Origin of the sequence: Hymenobacter sp. APR13, from assembly GCF_000737515.1 — a bacterium.
Lineage (GTDB): Bacteria > Bacteroidota > Bacteroidia > Cytophagales > Hymenobacteraceae > Hymenobacter.
Genome location: NZ_CP006587.1, coordinates 1,413,650 through 1,437,117, shown reverse-complemented (window position 1 = coordinate 1,437,117; position 23,468 = coordinate 1,413,650). Strand labels below are relative to the sequence as shown.

General features: G+C 58.6%; 23 protein-coding genes. 11 read left to right on the top strand and 12 right to left on the bottom strand.

The genetic code is table 11. From position 1 onward, the window contains the following. Nucleotides 1-5: 5 nt before the first annotated feature. The 3 genes from N008_RS06055 (at nt 6) to N008_RS06045 (ending at nt 2,561) form a co-directional block, all read left to right on the top strand. Nucleotides 6-680: an OmpH family outer membrane protein gene (locus tag N008_RS06055; protein WP_044014523.1), complete on the top strand. Its 675-nt coding sequence runs from the start codon at nt 6-8 to the stop codon at nt 678-680. Nucleotides 681-726: 46 nt separating this feature from the next. Then, entirely contained in the window at nt 727-1,371 is a 645-nt protein-coding gene (locus N008_RS06050) for an OmpH family outer membrane protein (RefSeq protein ID WP_044018380.1), read from the top strand. A 95-nt stretch (nt 1,372-1,466) separates the two neighbouring features. After that, nucleotides 1,467-2,561 carry an RluA family pseudouridine synthase gene (locus tag N008_RS06045; protein ID WP_081910638.1) on the top strand — a complete coding sequence of 365 codons (1,095 nt, stop codon included), beginning with the start codon at nt 1,467-1,469 and terminating at the stop codon, nt 2,559-2,561. A 77-nt stretch (nt 2,562-2,638) separates the two neighbouring features. Here the strand turns inward: N008_RS06045 and N008_RS06040 are convergent, their stop codons facing one another. From N008_RS06040 to mazG, 9 genes are all read right to left on the bottom strand, one after another. Further along, nucleotides 2,639-4,249, bottom strand: coding sequence for a tetratricopeptide repeat protein (locus tag N008_RS06040; protein WP_197062957.1), 1,611 nt, complete (start codon nt 4,247-4,249; stop codon nt 2,639-2,641). 51 nt (nt 4,250-4,300) lie between these two features. Beyond that, nucleotides 4,301-5,269 carry a PstS family phosphate ABC transporter substrate-binding protein gene (locus N008_RS06035; RefSeq protein ID WP_044014519.1) on the bottom strand — a complete coding sequence of 323 codons (969 nt, stop codon included), beginning with the start codon at nt 5,267-5,269 and terminating at the stop codon, nt 4,301-4,303. Continuing rightward, entirely contained in the window at nt 5,250-5,507 is a 258-nt protein-coding gene (locus N008_RS06030; RefSeq protein ID WP_052381253.1) for a hypothetical protein, read from the bottom strand. Before N008_RS06030 ends, N008_RS06035 begins: the two co-directional genes overlap by 20 nt. 206 nt (nt 5,508-5,713) lie before the next feature. Then, complete coding sequence (locus tag N008_RS06025) at nt 5,714-6,547, bottom strand: energy transducer TonB (protein WP_044014517.1); 834 nt, start codon at nt 6,545-6,547, stop codon at nt 5,714-5,716. Nucleotides 6,548-6,772: 225 nt separating this feature from the next. After that, a complete protein-coding gene (locus tag N008_RS06020) occupies nt 6,773-7,600 on the bottom strand; it encodes an energy transducer TonB (protein ID WP_231569790.1) in 828 nt (275 codons plus the stop codon). Further along, nucleotides 7,597-8,055, bottom strand: a complete 459-nt coding sequence (locus N008_RS06015) for a biopolymer transporter ExbD (RefSeq protein WP_316963306.1) — start codon at nt 8,053-8,055, stop codon at nt 7,597-7,599. Before N008_RS06015 ends, N008_RS06020 begins: the two co-directional genes overlap by 4 nt. A gap of 72 nt (nt 8,056-8,127) precedes the next feature. Continuing rightward, complete coding sequence (locus tag N008_RS06010) at nt 8,128-8,751, bottom strand: ExbD/TolR family protein (protein ID WP_044014511.1); 624 nt, start codon at nt 8,749-8,751, stop codon at nt 8,128-8,130. Nucleotides 8,752-8,816: 65 nt separating this feature from the next. Further along, nucleotides 8,817-9,695 carry a MotA/TolQ/ExbB proton channel family protein gene (locus N008_RS06005; RefSeq protein WP_052381252.1) on the bottom strand — a complete coding sequence of 293 codons (879 nt, stop codon included), beginning with the start codon at nt 9,693-9,695 and terminating at the stop codon, nt 8,817-8,819. 255 nt (nt 9,696-9,950) lie between these two features. Further along, nucleotides 9,951-10,790, bottom strand: coding sequence for a nucleoside triphosphate pyrophosphohydrolase (gene mazG / locus N008_RS06000; RefSeq protein ID WP_052381251.1), 840 nt, complete (start codon nt 10,788-10,790; stop codon nt 9,951-9,953). Nucleotides 10,791-10,956: 166 nt separating this feature from the next. On the opposite strand from mazG, the gene glmM reads away from it, so the two are divergent. Continuing rightward, a complete protein-coding gene (glmM, locus tag N008_RS05995; RefSeq protein ID WP_044014509.1) occupies nt 10,957-12,345 on the top strand; it encodes a phosphoglucosamine mutase in 1,389 nt (462 codons plus the stop codon). Nucleotides 12,346-12,513: 168 nt separating this feature from the next. Next, complete coding sequence (locus N008_RS05990; protein ID WP_044014507.1) at nt 12,514-13,662, top strand: cysteine desulfurase family protein; 1,149 nt, start codon at nt 12,514-12,516, stop codon at nt 13,660-13,662. 84 nt (nt 13,663-13,746) lie between these two features. Here the strand turns inward: N008_RS05990 and N008_RS05985 are convergent, their stop codons facing one another. After that, entirely contained in the window at nt 13,747-14,943 is a 1,197-nt protein-coding gene (locus N008_RS05985; protein WP_044014505.1) for a hypothetical protein, read from the bottom strand. Continuing rightward, the gene (locus N008_RS05980) at nt 14,940-15,929 is read right to left on the bottom strand and encodes a DUF2157 domain-containing protein (RefSeq protein ID WP_044014503.1); all 990 of its coding nucleotides are present in this window, start codon (nt 15,927-15,929) and stop codon (nt 14,940-14,942) included. The genes N008_RS05985 and N008_RS05980 overlap by 4 nt, the downstream gene beginning before the upstream one ends. Before the next feature lie 183 nt (nt 15,930-16,112). Here N008_RS05980 and N008_RS05975 point away from each other — a divergent pair, with 183 nt between their 5' ends. The 4 genes from N008_RS05975 (at nt 16,113) to N008_RS23015 (ending at nt 19,765) form a co-directional block, all read left to right on the top strand. Further along, nucleotides 16,113-17,540, top strand: a complete 1,428-nt coding sequence (locus N008_RS05975) for a B12-binding domain-containing radical SAM protein (protein ID WP_044014501.1) — start codon at nt 16,113-16,115, stop codon at nt 17,538-17,540. 119 nt (nt 17,541-17,659) lie between these two features. Continuing rightward, nucleotides 17,660-18,316 (top strand): hypothetical protein, encoded by a 657-nt coding sequence (locus tag N008_RS05970; protein ID WP_044014498.1) that lies wholly within the window; start codon nt 17,660-17,662, stop codon nt 18,314-18,316. Between the two features lie 40 nt (nt 18,317-18,356). Further along, complete coding sequence (locus N008_RS05965) at nt 18,357-18,869, top strand: PRC-barrel domain-containing protein (protein ID WP_156109041.1); 513 nt, start codon at nt 18,357-18,359, stop codon at nt 18,867-18,869. A gap of 155 nt (nt 18,870-19,024) precedes the next feature. After that, nucleotides 19,025-19,765, top strand: coding sequence for a hypothetical protein (locus N008_RS23015; protein ID WP_156109040.1), 741 nt, complete (start codon nt 19,025-19,027; stop codon nt 19,763-19,765). Nucleotides 19,766-19,768: 3 nt separating this feature from the next. Here the strand turns inward: N008_RS23015 and hemH are convergent, their stop codons facing one another. After that, the gene (hemH, locus tag N008_RS05960; protein ID WP_044014495.1) at nt 19,769-20,809 is read right to left on the bottom strand and encodes a ferrochelatase; all 1,041 of its coding nucleotides are present in this window, start codon (nt 20,807-20,809) and stop codon (nt 19,769-19,771) included. A 191-nt stretch (nt 20,810-21,000) separates the two neighbouring features. On the opposite strand from hemH, the gene era reads away from it, so the two are divergent. Further along, on the top strand, nt 21,001-21,897 hold the full coding sequence (gene era, locus N008_RS05955; protein ID WP_044018375.1) for a GTPase Era: 897 nt from the start codon (nt 21,001-21,003) through the stop codon (nt 21,895-21,897). A 188-nt stretch (nt 21,898-22,085) separates the two neighbouring features. Then, nucleotides 22,086-23,408, top strand: a complete 1,323-nt coding sequence (gene der, locus N008_RS05950) for a ribosome biogenesis GTPase Der (protein ID WP_044014493.1) — start codon at nt 22,086-22,088, stop codon at nt 23,406-23,408. Nucleotides 23,409-23,468: the final 60 nt, after the last annotated feature.

Here is a 23,468-nt window from a genome sequence, read left to right as displayed (position 1 = left end):
TAGGTATGAAAAAGCTGCTCTCCGCGCTGGCTGCTACGCTGGTGCTGCTGTGTGCCACCGGCACCACGGTTTCCGCTCAGAAATTCGGCTACGTCGATTCCGAGTTTATTATGGGCAAGATGCCGGCCTACGCGCAGGCTCAGACTGAAATCAACACGCTGTCGGGCAACTGGCAGAAGGAAATCGAGGCCCAGAAGAAAGACCTCGACAAGCTCTACCGCACCTACCAGGCCGAGGAAGTGCTGCTGACCGAGCCGATGAAGAAAAAGCGGCAGGACGAGATTCTGAAGAAAGAGCAGGACATCAAAACCTACCAGAACCGCATCTTCGGCTATGAAGGCCAGCTGTTCAAGAAGCGGCAGGAATTGACCAAGCCGGTGCAGGACCAGGTGTTTGAGGCCATTGAGAAAGTGGCCAAGAAAAAGCAGCTGGCCATTGTGTTCGACAAGTCCGGCGACCTGACCATGCTCTACACCAACCCCGTGCACGACTACACGGAATTTGTACTGGAGGAATTGGGTTTGGCTAGTGAAGACCGGAACCAGACGCCGCAGCGGGGCGCCGTGAAAACGGTAGCCACGCCGCAGACGCCTGCCGGCGACGAGGCCGAAGCCGACACCGAGAAGCCGGCCGCCAAGCCCGCTACCCGCCCGGCGCGTCCGGCCGGCCGAAAAAACTAACTTTGTACTTCAAACAACCTCAGACGTTTCTCTTTTGATGACCACCATGAACCTATTCCGCGTTGCGTTGGCTGCGGCCGCCCTTACTTTCACTTCGGCCAGCGCTGCCCTGGCGCAGGCGCCTGCCACCACGGCAGCCACCAGCGGCCCGCTGAAAATCGGTTATACCAGCGTGGAGTACGTGCTGAGCCAGATGCCCGAGAGCCGCCAGATCGAGTCGGACCTGAAAGCCTTCAGCACCCAGCTCGAAAACCAGCTGAAAAGCAAATACCAGGAGTACCAGACCAAAGCCGAAGCCTACCAGAAAGGTGGCGCGGCTATGGCCGAAGCCGTGCGCGCCGACAAGGAGAAGGAGCTGACCAACCTGCAGCAGTCCATCCAGGAGTTTCAGCGCAGCGCCGACCAGAGCCTGCAGCAGAAGCAGCAGACCCTGCTGAAGCCCGCCCTCGACAAGCTCCAGAAGACCATTGACGTAGTGGCCGAAGAAAACGGCTACACTTACGTGCTGAACTCGGACGGTGCCAGCCCGGTGCTGCTGCACGGCCCGAAGGAAGGCGATATTTCGGATCTGGTGCTGAAGAAAATGGGCGTAACGCCCGGCGCTGCCCCGGCTGCTCCTAAAGCTGCGGCCCCGGCCGCCGCTCCGGCCACGCCGGCTGCTTCCAAGACGAAAACCAAAACGAAGAAATAAGGCCGTTACTGCCTTATCTGTCTAGCAACGAAGCCGGAGCCGCTGTGCTCCGGCTTCGTTGTTTATAGAGGGGCTACAGGCCCTTCCCGCACCTTATGACTACCCCCGACGCAACCGACGACGATTTCGTAACTCCCTTGCCGCTGCTGTCCGCTCCCGAAGAAGAAGGGGAGGACGACGTAGCCGAAGAGGGCGAAGACGAATTGTACGAGCACCACCGCATCCACGCCGATAAGCGGCAGGAGCTGATCCGGCTGGACAAGTTTCTGCTCAACCGCCTGCAGAATGCTTCCCGCACCAAAATCCAGAACGCCATCAAGGCCGAGGCGGTGCAGGTGAACGAGCGGGCCGTGAAGTCCAACTACCGCGTGAAGCCCGGCGACGTGATTACCATCACGCTACCCGAGCCCCCGCGCGAAGTGGGCGTGCAGCCCGAGGAAATGGATCTGGACATCCGTTACGAAGACGAGTCGTTGCTGATGGTGAACAAGCCGGCGGGCATGGTGGTGCACCCGGCGTTTGGGCACTGGTGCGGTACGTTGGTAAACGGGCTGTCGTATCACCTCAATAACCTGCCCACCGGCCGCAACGGCGACATCCGCCCCGGCCTGATCCACCGCATCGACAAGGACACGTCGGGCCTGCTGGTCATCGGCAAGACGGAGTGGGCCATGACGCACCTTTCGCAGCAGTTCTTCCACCACACCATCGAGCGCACTTATCTGGCTTTGGTGTGGGGTATTCCGAAAGAAACGGAAGGTACCATCAGCACCAACATCGGGCGCAGCCTGAAAGACCGCAAGGTGCAGACCGTATTTCCGCTCGGCGATGAGCACGGCAAGCACGCCGTAACGCACTACAAGGTGCTCCAGACCTTCGGCCACGTGGCCCTGGTGCAGTGCAACCTCGAAACCGGCCGCACCCACCAGATTCGGGTGCACATGAAGCACATTGGCCACTCGCTGTTCTCGGATGCCACGTACGGCGGCACCAAAGTGCTCTACGGGCAGCGCACCGGGGCCTACAAGGCCTTCGTGGAAAAGGCGTTTGAGCTAATGCCGCGCCAGGCATTGCACGCCAAGTCCCTGGGCTTCGTGCACCCGGTTACGGGCGAGCAGATGCAGTTCGAGGCCGAGCTGCCAGCCGATTTCACGGCGTTGCTGGAGCATTGGGCCGGCTTCGAGAAATAGCGCTTGTCAGCTCATGTCAGGCAATAAAAAAAGGCCCGCTACCTACGTAGCGGGCCTTTTCTATGCGGAGCGAAGTACTACTTCTTCTTAGGAGCCGCCTTGGCCGGAGCCTTGGCGGGAGCCTGCATAGACTTGATTACCGAATTGGCATTCTCGTTGGCAGGGTCGAGCACCAGCACTTCCTTATAGTAAGGAGCGGCAGCCGCTTTGTCGCCTTTCTGATAGTAGTAGTAGCCGAGGTAGCTGTTGGCTTCTACCAGACCGTCCTTGTACTTGGTCGGGTCGGTCTTGGCCATTTCAATGTACTTCTCGTAGTGCGGCTTGGCCAAACCCTGCTTGGACTCGGGGTCCATATAGTAGTTGGCTTTGGCGCGCATCAGGTAGCCGGGCACGTAGGTTGGGCGAGCCACCAGTACAGCGTTGTAGAGGCTGTCGGCCTTGTCGTACTGCTTGTTGCCACCGTAGGCCACGGCCAGACGGATCTGGTCGGTCAGCTCAGGCGTGCCGTCTGCTTTCATCTTGGCCTGGTAAGCCTTGATGGCAGCAGGGTAGTTTTTGGCGAGCATGTAGCTGGCAGCCAGCTCATTCTGCAACTCAGCAGCCTTCTTGGGGTCAGCGGCAATGGCTTTCTGAATGGCCGCCGTGCCTTCGTCGGAACGGCCGGCTTTCGAGAGCATCTTGCCGTAGTACACGTAGTCTTCGGTGATGAGCTTGTCGGCAGGCTGTACCTTCATGTAGGTTTCCATAGCCGTCAGCGCCTCGGCGTTCTTGCCGGTTTCAAACAGCGAGTAAGCCTTCAGACGGTTCATGGTCACGTTCTGCGGGTCGCGGGCCAATACCTTGTCCACTTCCACCAGCGCCTCAGGGTACTTCTTGGTCAGGAACAGGAACGAAGCATACTTCGCGTCGGTGCCCGGCGACTTCTCGGCTACTCCCTGATACTTCTGGAAGGTCGAAAGAGCGTCGTCGTACTTACCGGCGTAGAAATAGGTTTCAGCCAGCGCGTTGTAGGCAGGAGCATAGTTAGCATCGATGCTGATGGCCTGTTCGAAAGCCGTCCGGGCATCGTTGTAGTTGCGCGAACGTACGTTCAGCTCGCCTTTGCGGTAGCTGGCCTGAGCGCTTTTCGGGTCGGCCAGCAGGGCACGCTCGTAGCTGTTCATGGCTTCGCCGCCACCGCTTTCCGACTTGGCGTAGATGTCGCCACGGGCAATCATCAGGGCCGCGTCGTCTTTGTTTTTGTTAAGCTTGTGCGCTGCATCAACATAGGTCAGGCCTTTCGACGCGTCATTTAGATCCGACTCGCCGTAAGCCTGCGCAATCATCGTGTACACCTTGGCATCTTTGCCTTTGCTGGCTTTCACCGCATTGTCAAACTGCACCTGTGCTTCAGCGGCTTTACCCTGCGCCAGTGCGGCACGGCCAGCAGCCACCATGGTCATGGGGTTCTTGGGGTCGAGGCTGATGCGGTTGAAATAATAAGCAGCCGAGTCAGGCATGTCGCGCATCTGATACAGGCGGCCCAGCTCGAACGAAGATTCGGCCGATTGGCCCTGACGCAACAAGGAGGCCCGGGCTTCGCTATAACGCTCCAGTTCGATGGATTTCTGAGGAGTCTGAGCAAAGGCGGCAGAGCCGGAAACTGACAAGGCAACGAGGAACGAAAGATTCCAGGGCTTGAAGTTCATGAGCATAGGGTTGGTGAAAAAAGGTGTGTTTCTGTGGAAGGAAGAGGCAGATTACTTCTTGATCGTGACAATGCGGGTCTGTCCGGTGGCCGGCATCATGCCTGACTTGAGCACGATCAACTGCCCTTTGGTACCTGCTGCAAAGGATGCAAAACCGGTGCCAAGTCCGGCCCTGCCTTCGCGGCTGATGATATATACTTCACGCCGGAGCGGGTAGGTTTTCAGGGCCAGATATGCCTGATACGGCTGCAGGTAGTCTTCTTCAGATTTAGGGCTGGCTGAGCGGCTGATGCCTGCTACCCGTACCTGCTTCAAAAACCGCTGCACCGCCGCGTCGTCCCGGTCACTGATCCAGTTGGCACCTACAATGCCAATAGCGTTTGGATGAGTAGCAACGTAATCAAGCAGCGCTGGGTTCGATTTTGCGGCGAATACCTGCTTAGTGAGGGCCGCACCCTGCGTAATGGAGTCCTGCACGTAGCGGGTGGTGCTGGAGCGGTTGGCATCAAACACCACGTTGATCTGGTCGAGCTTGCTCTTGCCGCTGATCTGCTTCCAGCTGCTGGTCTGCCCCGTGAAGATAGCCTTAAGCTGGGCCATCGTCAGCAAAGAATCAGGGTTAGACGGGTGCAGAATGATAGCCAAGCCATCGGTGGCAATCTTAGTGGTGCGCGGAAAAAGCTTCTGCTTCTCCAGATCTGCCTGCTCCTTGGTGGTCAGGGGCCGCGAAAGTACCACCGCCCGCACTTTGCCTGTGAGCAGGTCGTTGGCTACGTAGTCCTCGGCCTTATAGGCCGCGTCGATGTGGGCGTAGGTGTAGAGCTTCTGAAAGGTATCAACCTGCGACTTCACGATGGGGGCGAAGGTCTCGTCCACGCTGATCTGGATGCGGCCGCTGGTGGCCGTATCGTCGTTCGGGCCCGTGTTGGCGTTGGGATTCTGGTTGCAGCCGGTCAGCAGCAAGGCTCCTACAGCCAGCGGCAGGCCCAGGCGCTGCAGATTAACGAATGGTACGGTCATGCTTGGAAGGCTGAAAATGTTCCCGGTAGATGCGGACAAATCTAATGATTCCATACAGCACGAATACGCCGCCCAGAATCCGCCGAACGGTGGGCGTCAGATTGAGCGCAATAGGTGCCACCCAGAGGCAAATGCCCAGCCCGATGTAGATGATGGTCATCAGCAGCAGGAAGTACCGCAGCAGCAGCTTGGGCGCCGTCTGGTTGAGTCGTTCTTCGGTGGTGGGTCGGTTGGTCATGCTTGCCAGCCCGGTGGAAATGCCGGACGCTTCTATAACATTTTTTTTTCCGGCACTGGTTCGCCTAAACGAAAGACGCGCCGGGTTATTGCCACAAAAAAAGTCAAAAATCAGCCGGTTTAACGTAAACCGGCTGATTTTTGACTTTCTAAAAATCAATTCAGCGTAACTGATTGATAATTAGCGCCCGCGAATATTGCCTGCTGCTATTCGTAGCGGAAGGTAATCGGTAGCGTGTAGCGCACCGCTACCGAGCGGTTGTTCTGCTGGCCCGGCACCCAGGCCGGCATATTCTTCACCACGCGGGTGGCCTCCTCGTCGGTGCCGTAGCCCAGGCCTTTCAGCACCTGCACGTCGGCAATGTCGCCGCTGGCCAGCACTGTGAAGGAGATGAAGACCCGGCCATCCACGTTGTTGCGCAGGGCCTGGGGCGGGTAGCGCAGGTTTTTCTGCATGTAGCGCATCAGGGCTTCCTGGCCGCCTACAAACTGCGGCATCACCTCCGCCGTGATAAATGGCTTGGGCGGGCCCGTCGTCTTGGTCGAGCCGGAGTCCTTGGTGCCGGTAGGGCTGCCAATGAGGCTGCCGGTTTCGGATCCAGCAATGGCTACCGGACCAGTCGGGCCTACCTCATCCACCACCGGGCCAACTTCCTTAATCTCGGGCTTGGCGATTTCCGGCTTTGCCAGCTCGTCCTTCACCACCTTGGTAGGCGTAGTAGCCTGCGGAGGCCTGACCGTTACGGCTATTTGTTTGACAGGTTCCACCTCGCGCTGTTCAAATACAGGCGGATCTATAGGCGCGACAATTGTAGGTGGAAGCTCAACGATAGGGTTGATTAGGATCGGCGGAAACAGGTAGCGGAATGCCAGCGGTGAGCTGATGAAGAGCAAGCTCAGCACAATGGCCGTGGCGGAAGCCCGGGCCAAGTGTTGGTTGTAGAGGCGCCGGAGCAGGAAGGCGCCGTACGCCTTGTTGCGCCCCTCGAAGACCATGTCATCGAGAGTAGCGGTTCGCAGATCGAGGGTGCTGTTGGTCATGGGGCATAAGGGCTAAAGGTGAAACGGATACACGCAGCGCACTCCCAAACCCGGCTTCCCACTTCCCATATCCACTTATTCCGCCTGGCTTTCAGGGGTATAACGCATGCCTAATTTCATATAGTATGCAAGCCGTATATATTTTTTGCAAAAAAAGTCCCGCACCCAGCCTTAGCCAGATGCGGGACTCTTAAGCGAGCCTGACCGAAGTCAGACTCGGTATGCTTACTTGATAGCGAAGGTCACCGGTACGGTGTAGGATACACTCACGGCACGGCCGTTCTGCTTACCTGGTGCAAACTTCGGCAGGGTTTTGATTACGCGGCTAGCTTCTTCGTCGCAGCCGGCGCCAATACCCTTCTGAACCTTCACATCCGATACCTGACCATCCGGACCAACCACGAAAGCAATGAATACTTTGCCTTCTACCTGGTTGCGCAGAGCCAGCGCTGGATACTTAATGTTCTTGCCAATGTATTGCAGCAAAGCTTCCTGTCCACCTGGGAATACGGGCATTTGCTCCACGTACTGGTAAACTTTCTGCTCCACTACCTCTTCCACCACTTTGTTGCCTTCACCTTCCAGCCCGTTCAGGTCGATTGGGTTGTCGGTGTTGCCTTTTACCGTGACGGTCGAGACTACCTTGTCTTCCAGTTCCTTCTGATCTGGAATTTCCTCCTGCTTCACCACTTCCTCATCTTTTTTCACGACCGGAGGCGTGAACTTGATGGTGGAAAGCTTCGGCGGTGGCGGTGGTGGCGCCTCCGGTGGCGGCGGCGGTGGCGGTGGTTTGGTCTGGTCCAATGGAGGGGCATCCATCAGGACGTTTTCCTTCAGCATCTTGTCTTCTTCCACTACCGTGTTGTCGCTGAAGATCCGCGCAATCAGCGGGAAGCTTACGAGCAGGGCAAAGAAGGCAACTGCGATGAGAAGGGCGCGCGTGACGTGCTTGCTGTACAAGCGCCGCAGCACATACGCTCCGTAGGCCTTGTTGCGGCCTTCGAATACGATGTCGTTGAGGCTCGCCCGCGCTATTTGAGCGTTATCCATCATAGCCCGGAGGTTTTAATGAGGTCTAAGTCAGCCTGCGAAATGTCTACCAACGCATATTTCTTCTGGTCGGTTATGTTCATCTCATCCAAGATGTCTACCATGTTCTGGTAGTTGGACTTATCGTCCGGCTTGATGAGTACCACCAGATCCGGATTCCGACGACGGGCCAGCAGCTCCTTACGGATGCCGTCGGCCGAGTAGTTGGTGAGTTTCAGCTCGGGCTTCACGTCGTCGGCCAGCAGGCCGTCGTAGAAGTACACCTTGTTGGCCTCACCCATCAGAATCGTGAAGGCATTGGATGCCTTGATCTGGGATTGTTCTTCAGGATTTTTCTCCTTAACCGGCATCGTCAGCTGCATCACGTTCGGCTTATTGAACGTCGTGGTCAGCATAAAGAAGGTCAGAAGCAGGAAGGCCAAGTCCACCATCGGTGTCATGTCGATTTTGGTCGACATTTTTTTAGCCCGCTTCTTTCCTCCTTTACCGGAGTCGGCTTGTTGTTGTATTTCTGCCATGTCGCTGCTGGTTTAACGGCTCACTACCGGCTTGTTCTCCAAATCGGTAACGAGGTTGAAACGGTTGATGTTCTTGTTTTGCATCAGCTGGATGACACGCTTCACTGTAGCAACGTCCGCGTTGTTGTCGCCTTTGATGGCGATGAACGTGGGTTTGCCCACAGCTTCCTGGTTGGCCTTACGGGCTTCCATCACCCAGTCCATCAGCTGCACCGTATCGGTAACAGACAGCAGGCCGGGCTGCTTCACTTCTTTGCGCGCTTCAGTAGACATGCTCAGGAGTGAGCCAAGCTGCTGAATCGGCACGCCGAAGCTGTTGAGGCCACCAAAGGCTTTCTTCTGCTTGTCGGTGAAGGTGACGCCGTATTTGGCAGCCATCTTGTCGAGCAGTACCGGGCGGGCTTTGTCGCTTTCCAGACCGAAGAAGACGCGCTTGTCTTTGTCGATCAGGAGGCGGATTACGTTGCTCTCCGGCAGTTTGAAGTCAGAAGTAGAAGAAGGCGTATCAACCACCACCACTTCCTCCGGGGAGAACTTGGTGGTCAGCATGAAGAATGTCACCAGCAGGAAGGCCAGATCCACCATCGGGGTCATATCCAGCGAAGGGCCGGTTCTATGAGGCTTTACTTTACCCATTTCGTGCGTGGTTGAGAATATTCAGAGAAACGAAAAGTACTTGCTGCTATTGCGTTAACCGCAACTTAGGCCGAGTAAGTTTCCGTTGGCTTCTCACCGTGCTGAGCGGCGAAGGTCTGAATGATGCTGAAACCAGCTTCGTCGATGCTGTAGGTCAGCTCGTCAATCTTGCTGGTGAAGTAGTTGTAGGCGATAATGGCGATGGCCGAGCCGGCGATACCAATAGCCGTGTTGATCAGAGCTTCCGAGATACCTTCAGCCAGGGCTACTGCATCGGGGTTACCAGCTTGTGCCAGAGCCGAGAAGGCCTTGATCATACCGAATACCGTACCCAGCAGACCTACCAGCGTCGATACCGAAGCAATGGTGGAGAGGATAACGAGGTTTTTCTCCAGCATGGGCAGCTCCAGAGTCGTCGACTCTTCGATTTCCTTCTGGATAGCCAAGATCTTCTGGTCTTTGTCGAGGCCACGCTCGCGGGCCATCTCCTGGTACTTCAGCAGGCCCGACTTCACTACGGCGGCTACCGAACCTTTCTGTTGGTCGCAGGCGGCGATGGCACCGGTGATGTCGTTCACGTTCAGTTTCTGACGTACGGTCCGTACGAACGACTCAACACCTTTCGAGCCTTTGGCTTTGCTGATGGTCAGGAAACGCTCGATCGAGAAGGTCAGTACGAGCAGGAAAAGCGTCATCAGGATCGGTACGATCACACCGCCTTTGTATACCGTGCCGAGGTAGTTGCCGGGCAGGGCTGCATTGGCGTTGTCATTACCCACAAAGTTGCCGGGGTTACCCAACACGAAGTTGAAGATGATAATGCTTACAACGAAGGCCAGCGGAATCACGATGGCGGCAAACGCGGATCCGCCTTTCGCCTCACCCTTGGGCGCGGCAGGAGCGGCAGGCCGCACGTTCTTGTTCAGGGCATTCTTTTGTTCCATTGTTCCGGAGAATTAGGGGTGTTGGTGGTGAAAGGTAAACTGGGTAAACTGGGTAAATGAACGATGAACAGGCCTAAATACAGCGGTGCCCCGCTCACCCGCACGCTTTGCCGGGGCAAAAAACGTGGGTCTGCTCGTGTGCGGGGCCCATCCGAAATTCGGTCTATCCTTGGCAAACCTAATTAAAAAATCGGAGTGTCGCCAAATGAAATCGGGGTTTAAACGCTTTAAAGCAGGTCAAAACCCGAAAAAAGGCTATTTCGTGGGCGAGTTCTGGCTAGGAGGAAGCGCCTGTTGTTTGGCTTCTTCCCAATACACGTCCATTTGGGCAAGATTCAGATCGGCGAGGCGCTGGCCGTTGCGGGCCGCCTGGGTTTCCAGGTGTTGAAAGCGGTGAATGAATTTGCGGTTGGTGCGTTCGAGAGCTTCTTCTGGATTGATACCAGCGTGGCGGGCAAAGTTGATAAGCGAAAACAGCAAGTCACCAAATTCGGCGGCGGCCCGTTCAGGGTTAATGGCAGCCGGATCGGCGTGCGCAAATTCATCTTTGAACTCGCCCAGCTCCTCCTGCACTTTCTCCCACACCTGCTCGGGCTTCTCCCAATCGAATCCTGCTCCGCGCGCTTTTTCCTGGATACGCATTGCCTTTACCAGCGCCGGCAGTGAGGTAGGTACGCCGCCAAGCACCGACGTGTTGCCTTTTTCCTGGAGTTTGAGCTGCTCCCAGTTCTTTTTAACCTCTTCTTCCGTGTCGGCCTGGGCATTGCCATAGATGTGCGGGTGCCGAAAAATCAGCTTTTCACACTGGGCATTCAGCACGTCGGCAATATCGAAATGGCCGGTTTCGGAGGCTATTTTGGCGTAGAAGATGAGGTGCAGAAACACGTCGCCCAGCTCTTTTTTCAGGTCGGGCAAGTCGTTGCGGATGATGGCGTCGCTGAGCTCGTAGGTTTCCTCAATGGTCAGGTGGCGCAGGCTTTCCAGCGTCTGTTTCCGGTCCCAGGGGCATTCGGCGCGCAGGCGCTCCAGTACGTCGAGCAGGCGGCCGAAGGCGGCCAGTTGGGCCGGGCGGCGGTCAGTAGTGGTGGTATCCATTATTCCAAAGATACACCGCTCGCCCGCACTGTTGCACACAAGGCGCTATTGCCAACCGGACCGGCTAAGCCGGCAAACTCAACTGTAGCCGCAGCCACGGGCGGTAGCGTAGCGAAAGCAGGGGCGTTTAGCTACTTTTGCCTGTTCAAAAAAACAGACTTGGCTTGTGGCACTAATTAAATCCATTTCGGGCATCCGGGGTACCATCGGCGGCGCTGCCGGCGACGGCCTGACACCTATCGATATTGTGAAGTACGCCGCGGCCTTTGGCACGTGGGTACTGGCCAATACGCAAAACAATACCATCATCATTGGCCGCGACGCCCGCATTTCGGGCGAAATGGTAAGCAAGCTGGTGGCGGCCACGCTACAGGGCTTGGGCATCAACGTCATCGACCTGGGGCTGAGCACCACGCCCACGGTGGAAATGGCGGTGCCGGTCAAAAACGCGGGCGGCGGCATCATCCTCACGGCGTCGCACAACCCCAAGCAGTGGAACGCGCTGAAATTGCTCAACAACAAGGGCGAATTTATCTCTGACCAGGAAGGGCAGCAGGTGCTGGCGCTCGGCGACTCCGAGTCGTTTGACTTTGCGCCCGTGACCAAGCTGGGCCAGTACAGCACCGACGATACATTCCTGCAGACCCACATCGACGCCATTCTGGCGCTGCCGCTGGTGGATAAGGCGGCCATCAAGGCCAAAAACTTCCGGGTGGTGGTAGATGCCGTGAACTCGACCGGGGGCTTCGCGGTGCCGATGCTGCTGGAGCAGCTGGGCGTGGAAATCATTGAAAAGCTGTTCTGCGAGCCTACTGGCGACTTCGCCCACAACCCCGAGCCGCTGCCCGAAAACCTGCGCGAAATCGCCAAGACGATGGAGAAAGGATCCTTCGACCTGGGCATTGTAGTGGACCCCGACGTGGACCGCCTGGCGCTGGTGAACGAAGATGGCAGCATGTTCGGCGAGGAGTATACGCTGGTGGCCGTGGCCGACTACGTGCTGCAGCAGAACGGCGGCGGCAACACCGTGAGCAACCTGAGCAGCACCCGCGCCCTGCGCGACGTGACCGAGAAGCAGGGCGGCCAGTACGCCGCTGCCGCCGTGGGCGAGGTGAACGTGGTAACCAAAATGAAGGAAACCAACGCCGTTATCGGGGGCGAGGGCAACGGGGGCATCATCTACCCCGAGCTGCACTACGGCCGCGACTCGCTGGTGGGCATTGCGCTGTTTTTGAGCCATCTGGCCAAAACCGGCCTCACCATGACCCGCCTGCGCAACTCGTACCCAAACTACTTCATCTCGAAAAACAAGATTGAGCTGACGCCGGAAATCAACACCGACGAGGTGCTGAAGCAGATGGCCGCGCGCTACGCCAAGCAGCCCGTAAACACGATTGACGGCGTGAAGATTGAGTTCGACAAGGAGTGGGTGCACCTGCGCAAGTCCAACACTGAGCCCATCATCCGGATCTACGCTGAGTCGGAGTCCAACGCCACGGCCGACCATCTGGCCAACAAGATCATCGGCGACATTCGGGAGATTATCAGCAAGTAATTTTCGGAAGGGAGCTACCCGATAGGAGAGGGGTGATTTTTGCCGGGCGGGCTGCTGCCGGGGCAAAAGTCACCCCTCTTTGCTGCGGTATCCGGCGGGGTAGAAAAGCCAGCCCGGCGGAATCCCTTATTTTTGTGGCCGTTGCTTTCATTTATTTCGTTGCCGCCCATGACTGTTTACTTCGATAACGCCGCTACTACGCCTCTGGACCCGGAAGTGCTGGACGCCATGCTGCCGTTTTTGCGGGACCATTTCGGAAACCCCAGCAGCATTCATGGGCACGGGCGGCAGGTGCGGGCGGCGATTGAGAATGCGCGCAAAACGGTGGCCCACCTGATTAATGCCGCGCCCGCCGAAATCGTGTTTACCTCGTGCGGGACGGAAGCCGACAACTACGCCGCCTTCGGGAGCGTGCGGACGCTGGGTTTGAAGCACATGATTACGTCGCGGCTGGAGCACCACGCGGTGCTGCACACCACGCAGGCCCTGGAAAAGGCCGGCGACGCCACTCTGAGCTACCTGCAGCACGATGCCCAGGGCCGCTTTGATCTGGCGCAGCTGGAAGAGCTGCTGGCCACCAATCCCCGCTCGTTTGTGAGCTTGATGCACGCCAACAACGAAATCGGCAACCTCAACGACATTGTGGCCATCGGCGACATCTGCGCCCGCCACGACGCCGTGTTCCACACGGACACGGTGCAGACCATGGGCCACTACAAGCACGACGTGCAGCAGCTGAAAACCCACTTTTTGGTGGGCTCGGCGCACAAATTCCATGGGCCGAAAGGCGTGGGCTTTCTGTACCGCCGCTCGGGCCAGACCATGGACGCTTTGATTCATGGCGGCTCGCAGGAGCGCAACCAGCGCGCCGGCACCGAAAACGTGTACGGCATCGTGGGGCTGGCCAAGGCTCTGGAAATAGCCTACCGCGGCATGGCCGACCACCAGCGCCACATTCAGGGCCTGAAAGACCGGTTCATTGAGAAGCTGCAGGCCGAAATCGAGGGCGTGGCGTTCAACGGCACCTCCGCCGAAGCCGACCAGAGCCTGTACACGGTGCTGAGCGTGAGCTTGCCGCCGTCGGCAATGAACGAGATGCTGCTGTTCAACCTCGATATCAACCGTATTTCGGTGTCCGGGGGCTCGGCCTGTACCAGCGGGGCCAACGCCGGCTCGCACGTGCTCAACGCCCTGAATTGCGACCCGGACCGCGGCACCATCCGCTTCTCCATGAGCAAGTACAACACCGAAGCCGAGGTGGACTATGCCGTGGAGCAGCTGGCCAAAATGTATCGCCGGGAGCCGCTGAAAGTGTAGCAGCAAGAAGTGTCTGACGTATAAAAAAACGCCGCCGCTGCAGATGCAACGGCGGCTTTTTTGCGCTTGGCGGGCGGCACTAGCTCAATACGAGCCGTCGGCGCCGCCGCCGCCGGAGTGGCCCCCGCCAAACTCGAAGCCGGGCGTGGGCGCGGTTGGGGCTTGGGCCGTCTGGGCCACTACCAACGACTCCAGGTTGAACGGCGTAGGCTGTTCGGCGTCGGCCAGGGAAGTGAGGCCGTGGCGGGCGGGGCGCAGGTAGCGGGCGGCCCATACGGCCAGTGCCAGCAGGAAGGTGCCCGCCAGCACGGCCGCCATTTCGGGGGGCAGCACCGAGCGGTAGTAGCGGAGCGTGAACAGAGAAAAAGCCACGGCGGCCAGCCCCATCAGCAGCCAGAGGCGGCTGCGTTTGCGCAAGCCCACAGCTATATACACCAGCGGAATGATGGCTGTGAACAGGTAAAACAGCGGCGCCAGCGGCACCTGCACCGACTGATAGAGGCCACTGATTTCGGCATTGCCTTCGCGCACCATGTAGTAGTTGCCGGCCAAGTAGAAAGTAGCCAGCGCAAGCACTTCCAGCACAATCAGGCAAGCGCGGTAATACAGATAATCGGGCCGCTGACGCCAGCGCTGCAAGATCTGGTAGACGGCAACCGCCATCAGCATGAGCGCAAAGGGCAGCAGCAGACGCCCAATGGGCAGTTGCAGCAGCCAGTTAGCCAGTAGCGCCAGCAACACTAGGTAAGTGGCTGCTGCTACGAGCCGGTCGGCGTAGCGCAGGGTAGCCAGCAGCAGCAACCCTAGCATCGGTAATAGCAGCAGCGCGTAGTGAGGGCTACCGAAACCCGACGCGTAGGTGGTGCCTGGAGGCAGCAGGTGGTCGGCCGCCTCGGCCAGCAGCAGCGCCAGCACGAACAGCCCGATGTACAGCAGCGCGCTGTCGGTGCCGGAACGGTAGTGCCGAAACTCCCGGATGATTACTTCCTGCGTGCCCAGGCAGCCCAGTGCCAACGCCCAGCCCAGCAGCCGGAAATCTTCGAGCCGCGCTGCTGCCCCGAATAGGGCCAGAAACGCCGCTGCGCCGGCCACGCCCACACACGTAAATAGCACCAGCCCGATGCGCAGCAGCAGCCCCGGCCGGTAGAAATCGGGCTGGTAAGCAACTTTGATGGCTTGGTACTGGGCGTCGGTGAGCAGCTGGCGCCGAAACCAGCGGGGGGCGGCGGCCTCCATGGCTTCCTGCGTAGCCCACAACAGCGGATAGGCTTTCATCTTCATACCCGACGGAGAAATTCTTTGCTGCGCACAAACAGCAGGATAACGCCTGCTGTCGACAGCATGAAGTAAAACGAAACCAGCAGCCCGCCCTCGTCGCCGTTGCTGAAATCAAGCAGCCGGATAAACGAGTAAGTCAGGGCGATGTAGCCGTACACTGTCCCCATCAGCAGAAACAGATACGACTGCGCATGCCGGGCATACCAGACCAGGCCGGCGCTCATCAGCAGCACCAGCAGCACCGCCACCCACTTGGGCAGCCAGGGCTGCGGGTAGTAGTCGAAGAGCACGGCAGTGGCCGCCAGCAGCGCCACGTTGGCCCCCAGCGAGATATACGTGAAGGCGAAGTGCGGCTTGCGCCGGGTAAACTCGGCGTGCAGGCCCGCTCCCGTCAGGGCCAGTCCAAGAAGCACGCCCGCTATGCCCAGCCGCGAAGTGAACAAGGCGTTGGCCGTGAACACCGACAGCGGCGCCACGCTCACGCCCACCCACGCGCCCAGCGCCGTGACACCCATGGCCAGCACGCCCCGGTGGTCGAGGCGGTAGGCCAGGGCCAGAAACAGCACGGCGGGCAGCAGCGTGGCCAGCCCGTAGCGGCTGCCAAACACGTTGAATACTGCCTGCACGTAGGTTTCCAGGGCCAGAAACAGCAGGCAGCCCAGCAGCAGCGCGTAGTCGGGTACGAAGCTGGGGGCATTGGCCTGGCCCCACGTAAACGGCTGCCGGTGCCACCAGGCATAGCCAAAGCTGGCCAGCATCAGCAGCGCCATTGCCCCGATAACCGCGCCATGCCCGATATTGTCGAGGTGCTGATAGAGCAGCGTGCCCAGCCCGCCGGTAAGCAGCATAATGCCCAAGTACAGCGCCGCCCGCAGCTCCTGGTGCAGCGACATGGGCCGGGTGCGTTCATCGTCGGCAATGGCCTGGGCTTGGGCGGGCGGCAGCAGGCCCCGCGCCTGCAAATCGGCCAGAAGGTGAGTGGTGCGCATAAGCCGGGTAGGGGAGAGGTAAATCAGAAAGCCATCAGTTGCTGGCAAACAGCGGTAAACATAGAAAACTATAGAAGGGAAAGTCAGAGAGTCGAATAGAAATGATTAGTGTCTTTTTGTAAAGAACTTTGAATTACAAAGTAAATAGTGCTCATTCGGGTCGTACTTCACTTCAGACCAGCTATGCGCGTAAAATTCATTCTTCCCGCTCTCACCGAGGCCACAAATCCTTACTGGAGGCCCATCAAGTATTCTTTGTTCCCGCCGTTAGGCCTGGCGACTTTAGCGGCACTGCTGCCGGCGCATTGGGAGGCTGAGTTGCAGGATGAGCACGTAGAGACATTGCACACCGATGATGTCCCCGACCTGGTTGTAATCCAGGTATACATCACGAATGCTTATCGGGCCTACGATCTGGCCGATTTATACCGGGCCCGCGGCTGCTATGTATGCTTGGGTGGCCTACACGTTACGAGTATGCCCGAAGAGGCTAGTGTCCACGCCGACAGTATCTTCCTGGGCCCAGGAGAAGACACGTTTCCGGAATTCTTGCGCGACTGGCACCAACGCCGAGCCCGGCCTCGCTATGTGGCGCCAGCTCGTCGCTCATTGGTTGGTACGCCCCCAATTCGCCGCGACCTTATTCGCCGCGAGCTGTATCTGGTACCTAACTCCATCGTCGTGACGCGCGGCTGCCCGCACCACTGCGACTTTTGCTATAAAGACGCTTTTTTTGAAGGCGGTAATACGTTCTATACTCAGCCTGTTGACGACGCTCTAGCCGAGATTGAGCGGCTGCCGGGCCGCCATCTTTACTTCCTTGACGACCATTTGCTAGGCCATCAGCGATTTGCCAGCAGTTTGTTTGAGGGGATGCGCGGTATGAATCGTCTGTTTCAGGGCGCCGCTACTGTCGACAGCATTTTGCGAGATACCGAGTTGCTGGAGAAGGCAGCGGCAGCTGGACTGCGTAGCTTGTTTGTGGGCTTTGAGACACTCAGTCCAGCTAACTTAAAAGCCAGTAATAAAAACCAAAACCTGGGCCGCGACTATGCCTTGGCCATCCGGAAACTGCACGACCTGGGTATTATGGTCAACGGTAGCTTCGTGTTCGGGCTCGATGATGACGGAGCCGACGTATTCAAGCGCACCGTGGAGTGGGCCGTACAACAGGGCATCACTACTGCCACGTTTCACATTGCCACGCCGTATCCGGGAACTGAGTATTTCAAGCGTATTGAGTCGCAAGGCCGGCTGCTCCATCGGCGCTGGAACGAGTATGATACCCGCACTGTGGTGCACCAGCCGGGCCCTGGCCTGACAGCCACTCAACTTAAGAATGGGTACGACTGGGCCTACCGCGAATTTTATTCCTGGGCCAACATCACGCGTGCCAGCTTGGCTCATGATGAATTGAAGCATATGCTGAAGCACTTTGCGTATGCCGGAGGCTGGAAAAAGTTTGAGCCACTCTGGAATTTTATGATTAAAAGCCGTCAGCTACATTCAATGCGTCCGCTGTTGGAAGCCATCTTGAGCAAAGTACAGGGGCAGCGGCAAGACAGTGTGCCTGCACCTGCTGACTTCATTCCGCTGCCAATTATTCCATAAGTAAAAGTGGCTTAGGGCCAGATGGTCGCTGCCTCAAGAGCTATTCCCCGAAACCCGGTTACGCATCGTATTTTGGCCGGCATCCGTATGGATTGCCCATACCCCCAGCCCGCTCCCTTATGGCCGACATCAACATTCAGCGCAAGAAAAACTCTCCTAGCCCCTGGCTGCTCATCCTGCTGGTGCTGGCCGTAGTAGGGGCCGCCGCCTGGTTTCTGTTCCGTGCCGATACGCCTGCTTCCACCGAGCCGGTAGCCTCGCCCACCGCCGAGCCGGCCCCTACCCGCACCGATAGCACCGCCGGCGCCGAAACCGGCCCGCGCCCCAACGATGCCGCCGTAGCCGACATGGCGCCCGAAGCCGCGCCTGTCACGCCGGAGGTGCTGGCCGCCTTTGCCCGCACCGACGCCACCCAGCCCACCTACGCCCTGGAAGGCCTGCGCCTGCTCACGGCCGCGCTGGTAGACCTAGCCGACCGCGACGACCTGCGGACGGCCGCCATCAACGAGAAGCGCGACAACCTGACCAGCGCCACTGCCCGCCTCGACGAGCCCAACGCCAGCCTGCGCCCCGGCTTCGTGGCCGCCACCGGCCTCATGCAGGCCATGCAGCAGCAGGCCTACCCAGGCCAGGAAGCTGCCGTAGCCGACCTCATCACCCGGGCCACCCAGCTTTCCGGCCGCAACGCCACCGCCCTCGACCACCAGCAGTTGCAGGAGTTCTTCACCCGCGCGGCCAGTCTGATGCGCATCCTCAGTTCGTCGGCTACCGTGTAGTCGGGCCGCCTGTTTTCTTCTTATAATCCGCCTTTTTCCTGTGGAACCAACGCCTATTCCTTCCGCCCAGGGCATGCACCTGCGCCGCCTCCGCGACCTGACCGAGTACGAAGTAGCCGACGGCAACCCCGACGTGCGCGGCTGGGCAGTGCGCGGCGGCGACGGCCGGCAGTTCGGCACCGTCGCCGAGCTGATTGTGGAAGAGCAGACCCTGAAAGTGCGCTACCTCGATGTAGAGCTGGACGCCGCATTACGCATCAACGAGCAGGAACGGCACATTCTGGTGCCCATTGGGGTGGCGGCGCTTGACGAGGACGGCGACAACCTCTTCGTGCCCTCGCTCACCCTAGACTCGGTGCTGGAGTACCCGCCCTACCAGGAGTTCCAGATCAGCCGCGAATATGAGCAGGCAATGCTGCGCGCCTTGCGCCTGCAACTCCCCGAAAACACTGCCGATACCTTCTACGAGCAGCCCTCTTTCGACGAGCACAGTTTCTACGGAGCCCGCCGCCCCACCGACACGCCGGCCACTTTCCGGCGCAGGTTGGAATAGCAGATGAGGACACTTTAGAGTCTGAAAAGCCAGCTGGTATTCTGTCAACAGAATACCAGCTGGCTTTTCAGACTTTGCTTATTTATTGTATCGATTGGCCTTGCAACCTGCACACTGTCGATTGACTCAACTTACCGACTGTGATACTATTGCTTATGGTGCGATTACTACAAAAAGGGGCTTTGGTAGCAAGTGCTTTGCTGGCCGGTAGCTGCGCGGTGCTGGTTCCACATACACTCATGACGCCTACTGTGCGTGCCAAAGGCGAAACCGAAATAGACCTCTCTGGCGGCTTACATGGCACTAGTCTGCAGGCGGCCTATGCGCCCGGTCGCAGTACCATACTGCTGGCCAGTGCCCATCGTTGGGTCAGGGATAGGCGCTGGTCATATGGCGGAGAAGCTGGAGCTGGGTACCAGTGGATACGGCCCAACGGTGGCAGTTGGAGTGTGTATGGCGGCGGCGGGTATGGAGCCGGATATTCCTACAACAACTTCTGCCCCGACCTCTGCAGCAACACCCCTACTGCCGAGCGCGCCCGATACGCTTACGTCTTCGTGCAGCCAACCTACACGCTGGTTCGCAACGAGTACACCAATTTAGGACTGGCCATCAGACTACAGCCGCTACGCCTGAACAGCTGGCAGTATTTTGGTACTCGCTACAGCACAGACTCGCTCGGCAACAGCATGGAAGAACATTATCCGATAAACAGGGCCGGACAGTGGCTGGTGCTCCTGCAGCCGGGCCTGAATATGCGGCGGCGCCTGGGCCGGCGCCTCAACCTCACCTCTGGTATCAGCGCATTTTTGCCATTACGCAGCCGCACTAGCTCTACGCCCAGTGTACTGGGTCTGGCTGCTAGCGTAGGAATTCAGCTGGTGCTGGGTCGCTGAGGTTTAGTTGCGCTGAATCATACCGGCTACGGCGTCCACCCACTGCGGGTGGGTGTTCAGGCTGGGCACCAGCTGCCAGTGCTTTCCACCGGCTTCCTCAAACATTTCCTTGAACTCCTCGCCCACTTCAATCGTGGTTTCCAGGCAGTCGGCCACGAAGGCGGGGGAGAAGGCCAGCACGTTGTTGATGCCTTTGGCGGGGTATTCCTTGATAACCTCGTCGGTGTAAGGCTGCAGCCACGGGTCACGGAGGCGGCTTTGCAGGCGGCTCTGGAAGGTGGTGGTGTACTGCTCCGGCGTCAGGCCCAGGGCCTTGCCCAGCTGCCGTGAGGTCTCGAAGCACTGCGCGCGGTAGCAGTAGCGGTTGTTTTTGTTGTAGCTGGCGCAGCAGCTACCCAGCTTGCAGTAACCCTTGTGACTACCCTTCAACACGTGCCGCTCCGGGATGCCGTGGTAGCTGAACACCACGTGGTCGTAGTCGTGTTTTTCCATTTCGGCCTTGCCCAGCGTGGCGAAGGTTTCGATGAAGCCTGGCTCGTCCACGAAGTTGCTGATGAAGCTGATGCTGGGCACCACCCACCATTTGCTCACCAGCTCCATCACCTTTTCCTGCACCGAGCCCGTGCTGGCCGCCGCATACTGCGGGAACAGCGGTAGCACAATAATGCGCTCCACGGCTGCGTCGCGCAGCTCATCCAGCGCCTTCTCAATGCTGGGGTTTTGGTAGCGCATGCCAAAGGCCACGAGGTAGTCGTTGCCCAGCTTCTCCTGCACCAGCTTCTGCAGATCGAGGCCGTGGAAGAGCAGCGGCGAGCCCCGGTCGGTCCAGAGCTGCTGGTAGATCTTGGCCGACTTGGGCGCCCGCAACGGCACCACCAGCCCCCGGAACAGCGGGTAGCGGATGGCGGCCGGCATGTCTACCACGCGGCCATCAGTCAGAAACTCATTGAGGTAGCGGCGCACGTCGCCGGTCTGGGGCGAGTCGGGCGTGCCGAGGTTGACGAGCAGGACGCCGATGCGGCCTTTGTTGGGGGAGGAGGGCATAGGGCAATAAGGTAACGCGAAGCTTTCCTTCGCGGCGCATGAAAACGAGGTAGCTTGCTTTCACTGAAGGATCAGCAAAGGTCGCATAACGTTTCGCGAAGTAAAACTTCACGTTACAAGCAATGTTTCGGCAGGCAGGGGCCGGGCCGCCGAAAACCCGTACCTTTGCAGGCCAAATTTCAGACCCTGAAGTGAATACCGACCCCAAACCGCACCGCGCCGGCTTCGTGAGCATCATCGGCAAGCCCAACGTGGGCAAGTCCACGCTCATGAACGCCCTGATGGGCGAACGGCTCAGCATCGTAACCAGCAAAGCCCAGACCACGCGCCACCGCATTCTGGGCATCCTCAACGGCGAGGATTTCCAGCTGGTGTACTCCGACACGCCCGGCATCATCCAGCCCAAATACGAGCTGCACAACGCCATGATGTCGTTTGTGTACTCGTCCTTGGAAGATGCCGACGTGATTCTGTTCGTGACGGATATCTACGAAAAGCACGACGAAGAGCCCGTAGTGGAGCGCCTGCGCAAGATGGTGGACACGCCCATTTTGCTGCTCGTCAACAAAATCGACCAGGCCGACCAGGCCGAGGTGGAGGCCAAGGTGGAGTACTGGCGCGAGCACCTGCCCAATGCGGCCCGCGTGCTGCCCATTTCGGCGCTGGAGAAGTTCGGGACCGGCGAGCTGCTGGATCTGGTGCTCGGCTACCTGCCCGTGCACCCGCCCTACTATCCCAAAGACGAGCTGACCGACAAGCCCGAGCGGTTTTTTGCGGCCGAGATGATCCGCGAAAAAATCTTCAAGCTCTACAAAAAAGAGGTACCGTACAGCTGCGAGGTGGAAATCGAGGAGTTCAAGGAAGACGAAGACATCATCCGGATGCGCTCCGTGATTTACGTGGAGCGCGCCAGCCAGAAAGGCATCATCATCGGCCAGCAGGGCACGGCCCTCAAGAAAGTAGGCACCTGGGCCCGCGAGGAAATGGAGAAGTTCTTCCAGAAAAAGGTGTTCCTCGAAATCTACGTCAAGGTAAACGAGAACTGGCGCACCGACCCGAAGGCCCTGAGCCGTTTCGGTTACCAATAACAACAATAGAACGTCATGCAGAGCCGCAGGCGAAGCATCTCGCTAGTGTGCTAACTAAGAGAGATTTCCACACTAGCAAGATTCCTCGCTCCGCTCGGAATGACGTTCCAATACTTCCGACCTCACATTCACTTAACTACTCCGGGCACTGCCGAACTTGGTCGGGCCGGCGGCTGGAGTCAGACAATATGAAAAACACCATTGCCATTGTGGGCCGCCCGAACGTGGGCAAATCCACCCTGTTCAACCGCCTCGTGGGCCAGCGCAAGGCCATCATGGACGACGAAAGCGGCGTTACGCGTGACCGGCACTACGGCTACGGCGACTGGACCGGCAAGTACTACACCGTGATTGACACGGGGGGCTACGTGCACAACTCCGACGACATTTTCGAAGGTGAAATCAACAAGCAGGTGAAGCTGGCCATCGACGAGGCCGATGTGGTGCTGTTCATGGTGGATGCCATGGCCGGCGTGCACAGCCTCGACGAGGAGTTTGCCAACGTGCTGCGCCGCTACCAGGGCAACAAGCCCATCTACATCGTCGCCAACAAGGCCGATACCAACTCCCGCATCCACTCCTCCGGCGAGTTCTACGCCCTGGGTGTTGGCGACGGTGAAATCTACCCGATTTCCTCGGCCAGCGGCTCCGGTACCGGCGATTTGCTCGACGCAGTCATCAGCCACTTCGAGGAAGAGGGCGTGGAAGAGCCCGACCTGGGCATTCCGAAGATTGCCGTGGTGGGCCGCCCCAACGTGGGCAAGTCCAGCTTCGTGAACCTGTTGCTGGGCACCGAGCGCAGCATCGTCACGGACATTGCCGGCACCACCCGCGACTCCATCCAGGCGCGCTACAACGCTTTCGGCCACGAGTTCATGCTGGTGGATACCGCCGGTCTGCGCCGCAAAACCAAAGTGCACGAAGACGTGGAGTTCTACTCCGTGCTGCGCTCCATCCGGGCGCTGGAAGAAGCCGACGTGTGCGTGGTGATGCTGGATGCCACCCGCGGCATTGAAGCCCAGGACGTGAACATCATCGGCCTGGCCGACAAGAACCGCAAGGGCATCGTGATTCTGGTGAACAAGTGGGACCTGATCGAAAACAAGGAAACCAACACGGCCAAGGAGTTCGAGCAGAAGATCTACGAGAAGATTGCCCCGATTTCCTACCCGCCCATCATCTTCACGTCGGTGCTTACCAAGCAGCGCGTGCACAAGGCCATCGAAACGGCCATTGATGTGTATGGCAACAAGCGCCGCAAGATCCCGACTTCGGAGCTGAACGAAACCATGCTCAAGGAAATCGAGAAGTACCCGCCGCCCATCCAGAAGGGCAAAACGGTGCGCATCAAGTACGCCACGCAGCTCCCTACCCACAACCCGGTATTCGCGTTCTTCTGCAACCTGCCGCAGTACGTGAAGGAGAGCTACACTCGCTACCTCGAAAACCGCATGCGCGAGCATTTCGACTTCACGGGCGTGCCAATCGGCATCGTGTTCCGCAAAAAGTAGCCGGTGGCCGGGGGCTGAAAAATATTTTTTTCAGCCCCCGGGTTACCTTCTGCCAGACTG

Bases quoted from the DNA above. Each gene is read 5' to 3' on its own strand.
- N008_RS06015 (WP_316963306.1), bottom strand. From the start codon at position 8,055: ATGTCGACCAAAATCGACATGACACCGATGGTGGACTTGGCCTTCCTG.
- N008_RS06040 (WP_197062957.1), bottom strand. From the start codon at position 4,249: ATGAACTTCAAGCCCTGGAATCTTTCGTTCCTCGTTGCCTTGTCAGTT.
- N008_RS05970 (WP_044014498.1), top strand. From the start codon at position 17,660: ATGGCCGACATCAACATTCAGCGCAAGAAAAACTCTCCTAGCCCCTGG.
- N008_RS06010 (WP_044014511.1), bottom strand. From the start codon at position 8,751: ATGGGTAAAGTAAAGCCTCATAGAACCGGCCCTTCGCTGGATATGACC.
- N008_RS06055 (WP_044014523.1), top strand. From the start codon at position 6: ATGAAAAAGCTGCTCTCCGCGCTGGCTGCTACGCTGGTGCTGCTGTGT.
- N008_RS06025 (WP_044014517.1), bottom strand. From the start codon at position 6,547: ATGACCAACAGCACCCTCGATCTGCGAACCGCTACTCTCGATGACATG.
- N008_RS06020 (WP_231569790.1), bottom strand. From the start codon at position 7,600: ATGATGGATAACGCTCAAATAGCGCGGGCGAGCCTCAACGACATCGTA.
- N008_RS05990 (WP_044014507.1), top strand. From the start codon at position 12,514: ATGACTGTTTACTTCGATAACGCCGCTACTACGCCTCTGGACCCGGAA.
- N008_RS06005 (WP_052381252.1), bottom strand. From the start codon at position 9,695: ATGGAACAAAAGAATGCCCTGAACAAGAACGTGCGGCCTGCCGCTCCT.
- N008_RS05985 (WP_044014505.1), bottom strand. From the start codon at position 14,943: ATGAAGATGAAAGCCTATCCGCTGTTGTGGGCTACGCAGGAAGCCATG.
- mazG (WP_052381251.1), bottom strand. From the start codon at position 10,790: ATGGATACCACCACTACTGACCGCCGCCCGGCCCAACTGGCCGCCTTC.
- N008_RS06045 (WP_081910638.1), top strand. From the start codon at position 1,467: ATGACTACCCCCGACGCAACCGACGACGATTTCGTAACTCCCTTGCCG.
- N008_RS05975 (WP_044014501.1), top strand. From the start codon at position 16,113: ATGCGCGTAAAATTCATTCTTCCCGCTCTCACCGAGGCCACAAATCCT.
- N008_RS06035 (WP_044014519.1), bottom strand. From the start codon at position 5,269: ATGACCGTACCATTCGTTAATCTGCAGCGCCTGGGCCTGCCGCTGGCT.
- der (WP_044014493.1), top strand. From the start codon at position 22,086: ATGAAAAACACCATTGCCATTGTGGGCCGCCCGAACGTGGGCAAATCC.
- N008_RS06030 (WP_052381253.1), bottom strand. From the start codon at position 5,507: ATGACCAACCGACCCACCACCGAAGAACGACTCAACCAGACGGCGCCC.
- hemH (WP_044014495.1), bottom strand. From the start codon at position 20,809: ATGCCCTCCTCCCCCAACAAAGGCCGCATCGGCGTCCTGCTCGTCAAC.
- N008_RS06050 (WP_044018380.1), top strand. From the start codon at position 727: ATGAACCTATTCCGCGTTGCGTTGGCTGCGGCCGCCCTTACTTTCACT.
- N008_RS05980 (WP_044014503.1), bottom strand. From the start codon at position 15,929: ATGCGCACCACTCACCTTCTGGCCGATTTGCAGGCGCGGGGCCTGCTG.
- N008_RS23015 (WP_156109040.1), top strand. From the start codon at position 19,025: ATGGTGCGATTACTACAAAAAGGGGCTTTGGTAGCAAGTGCTTTGCTG.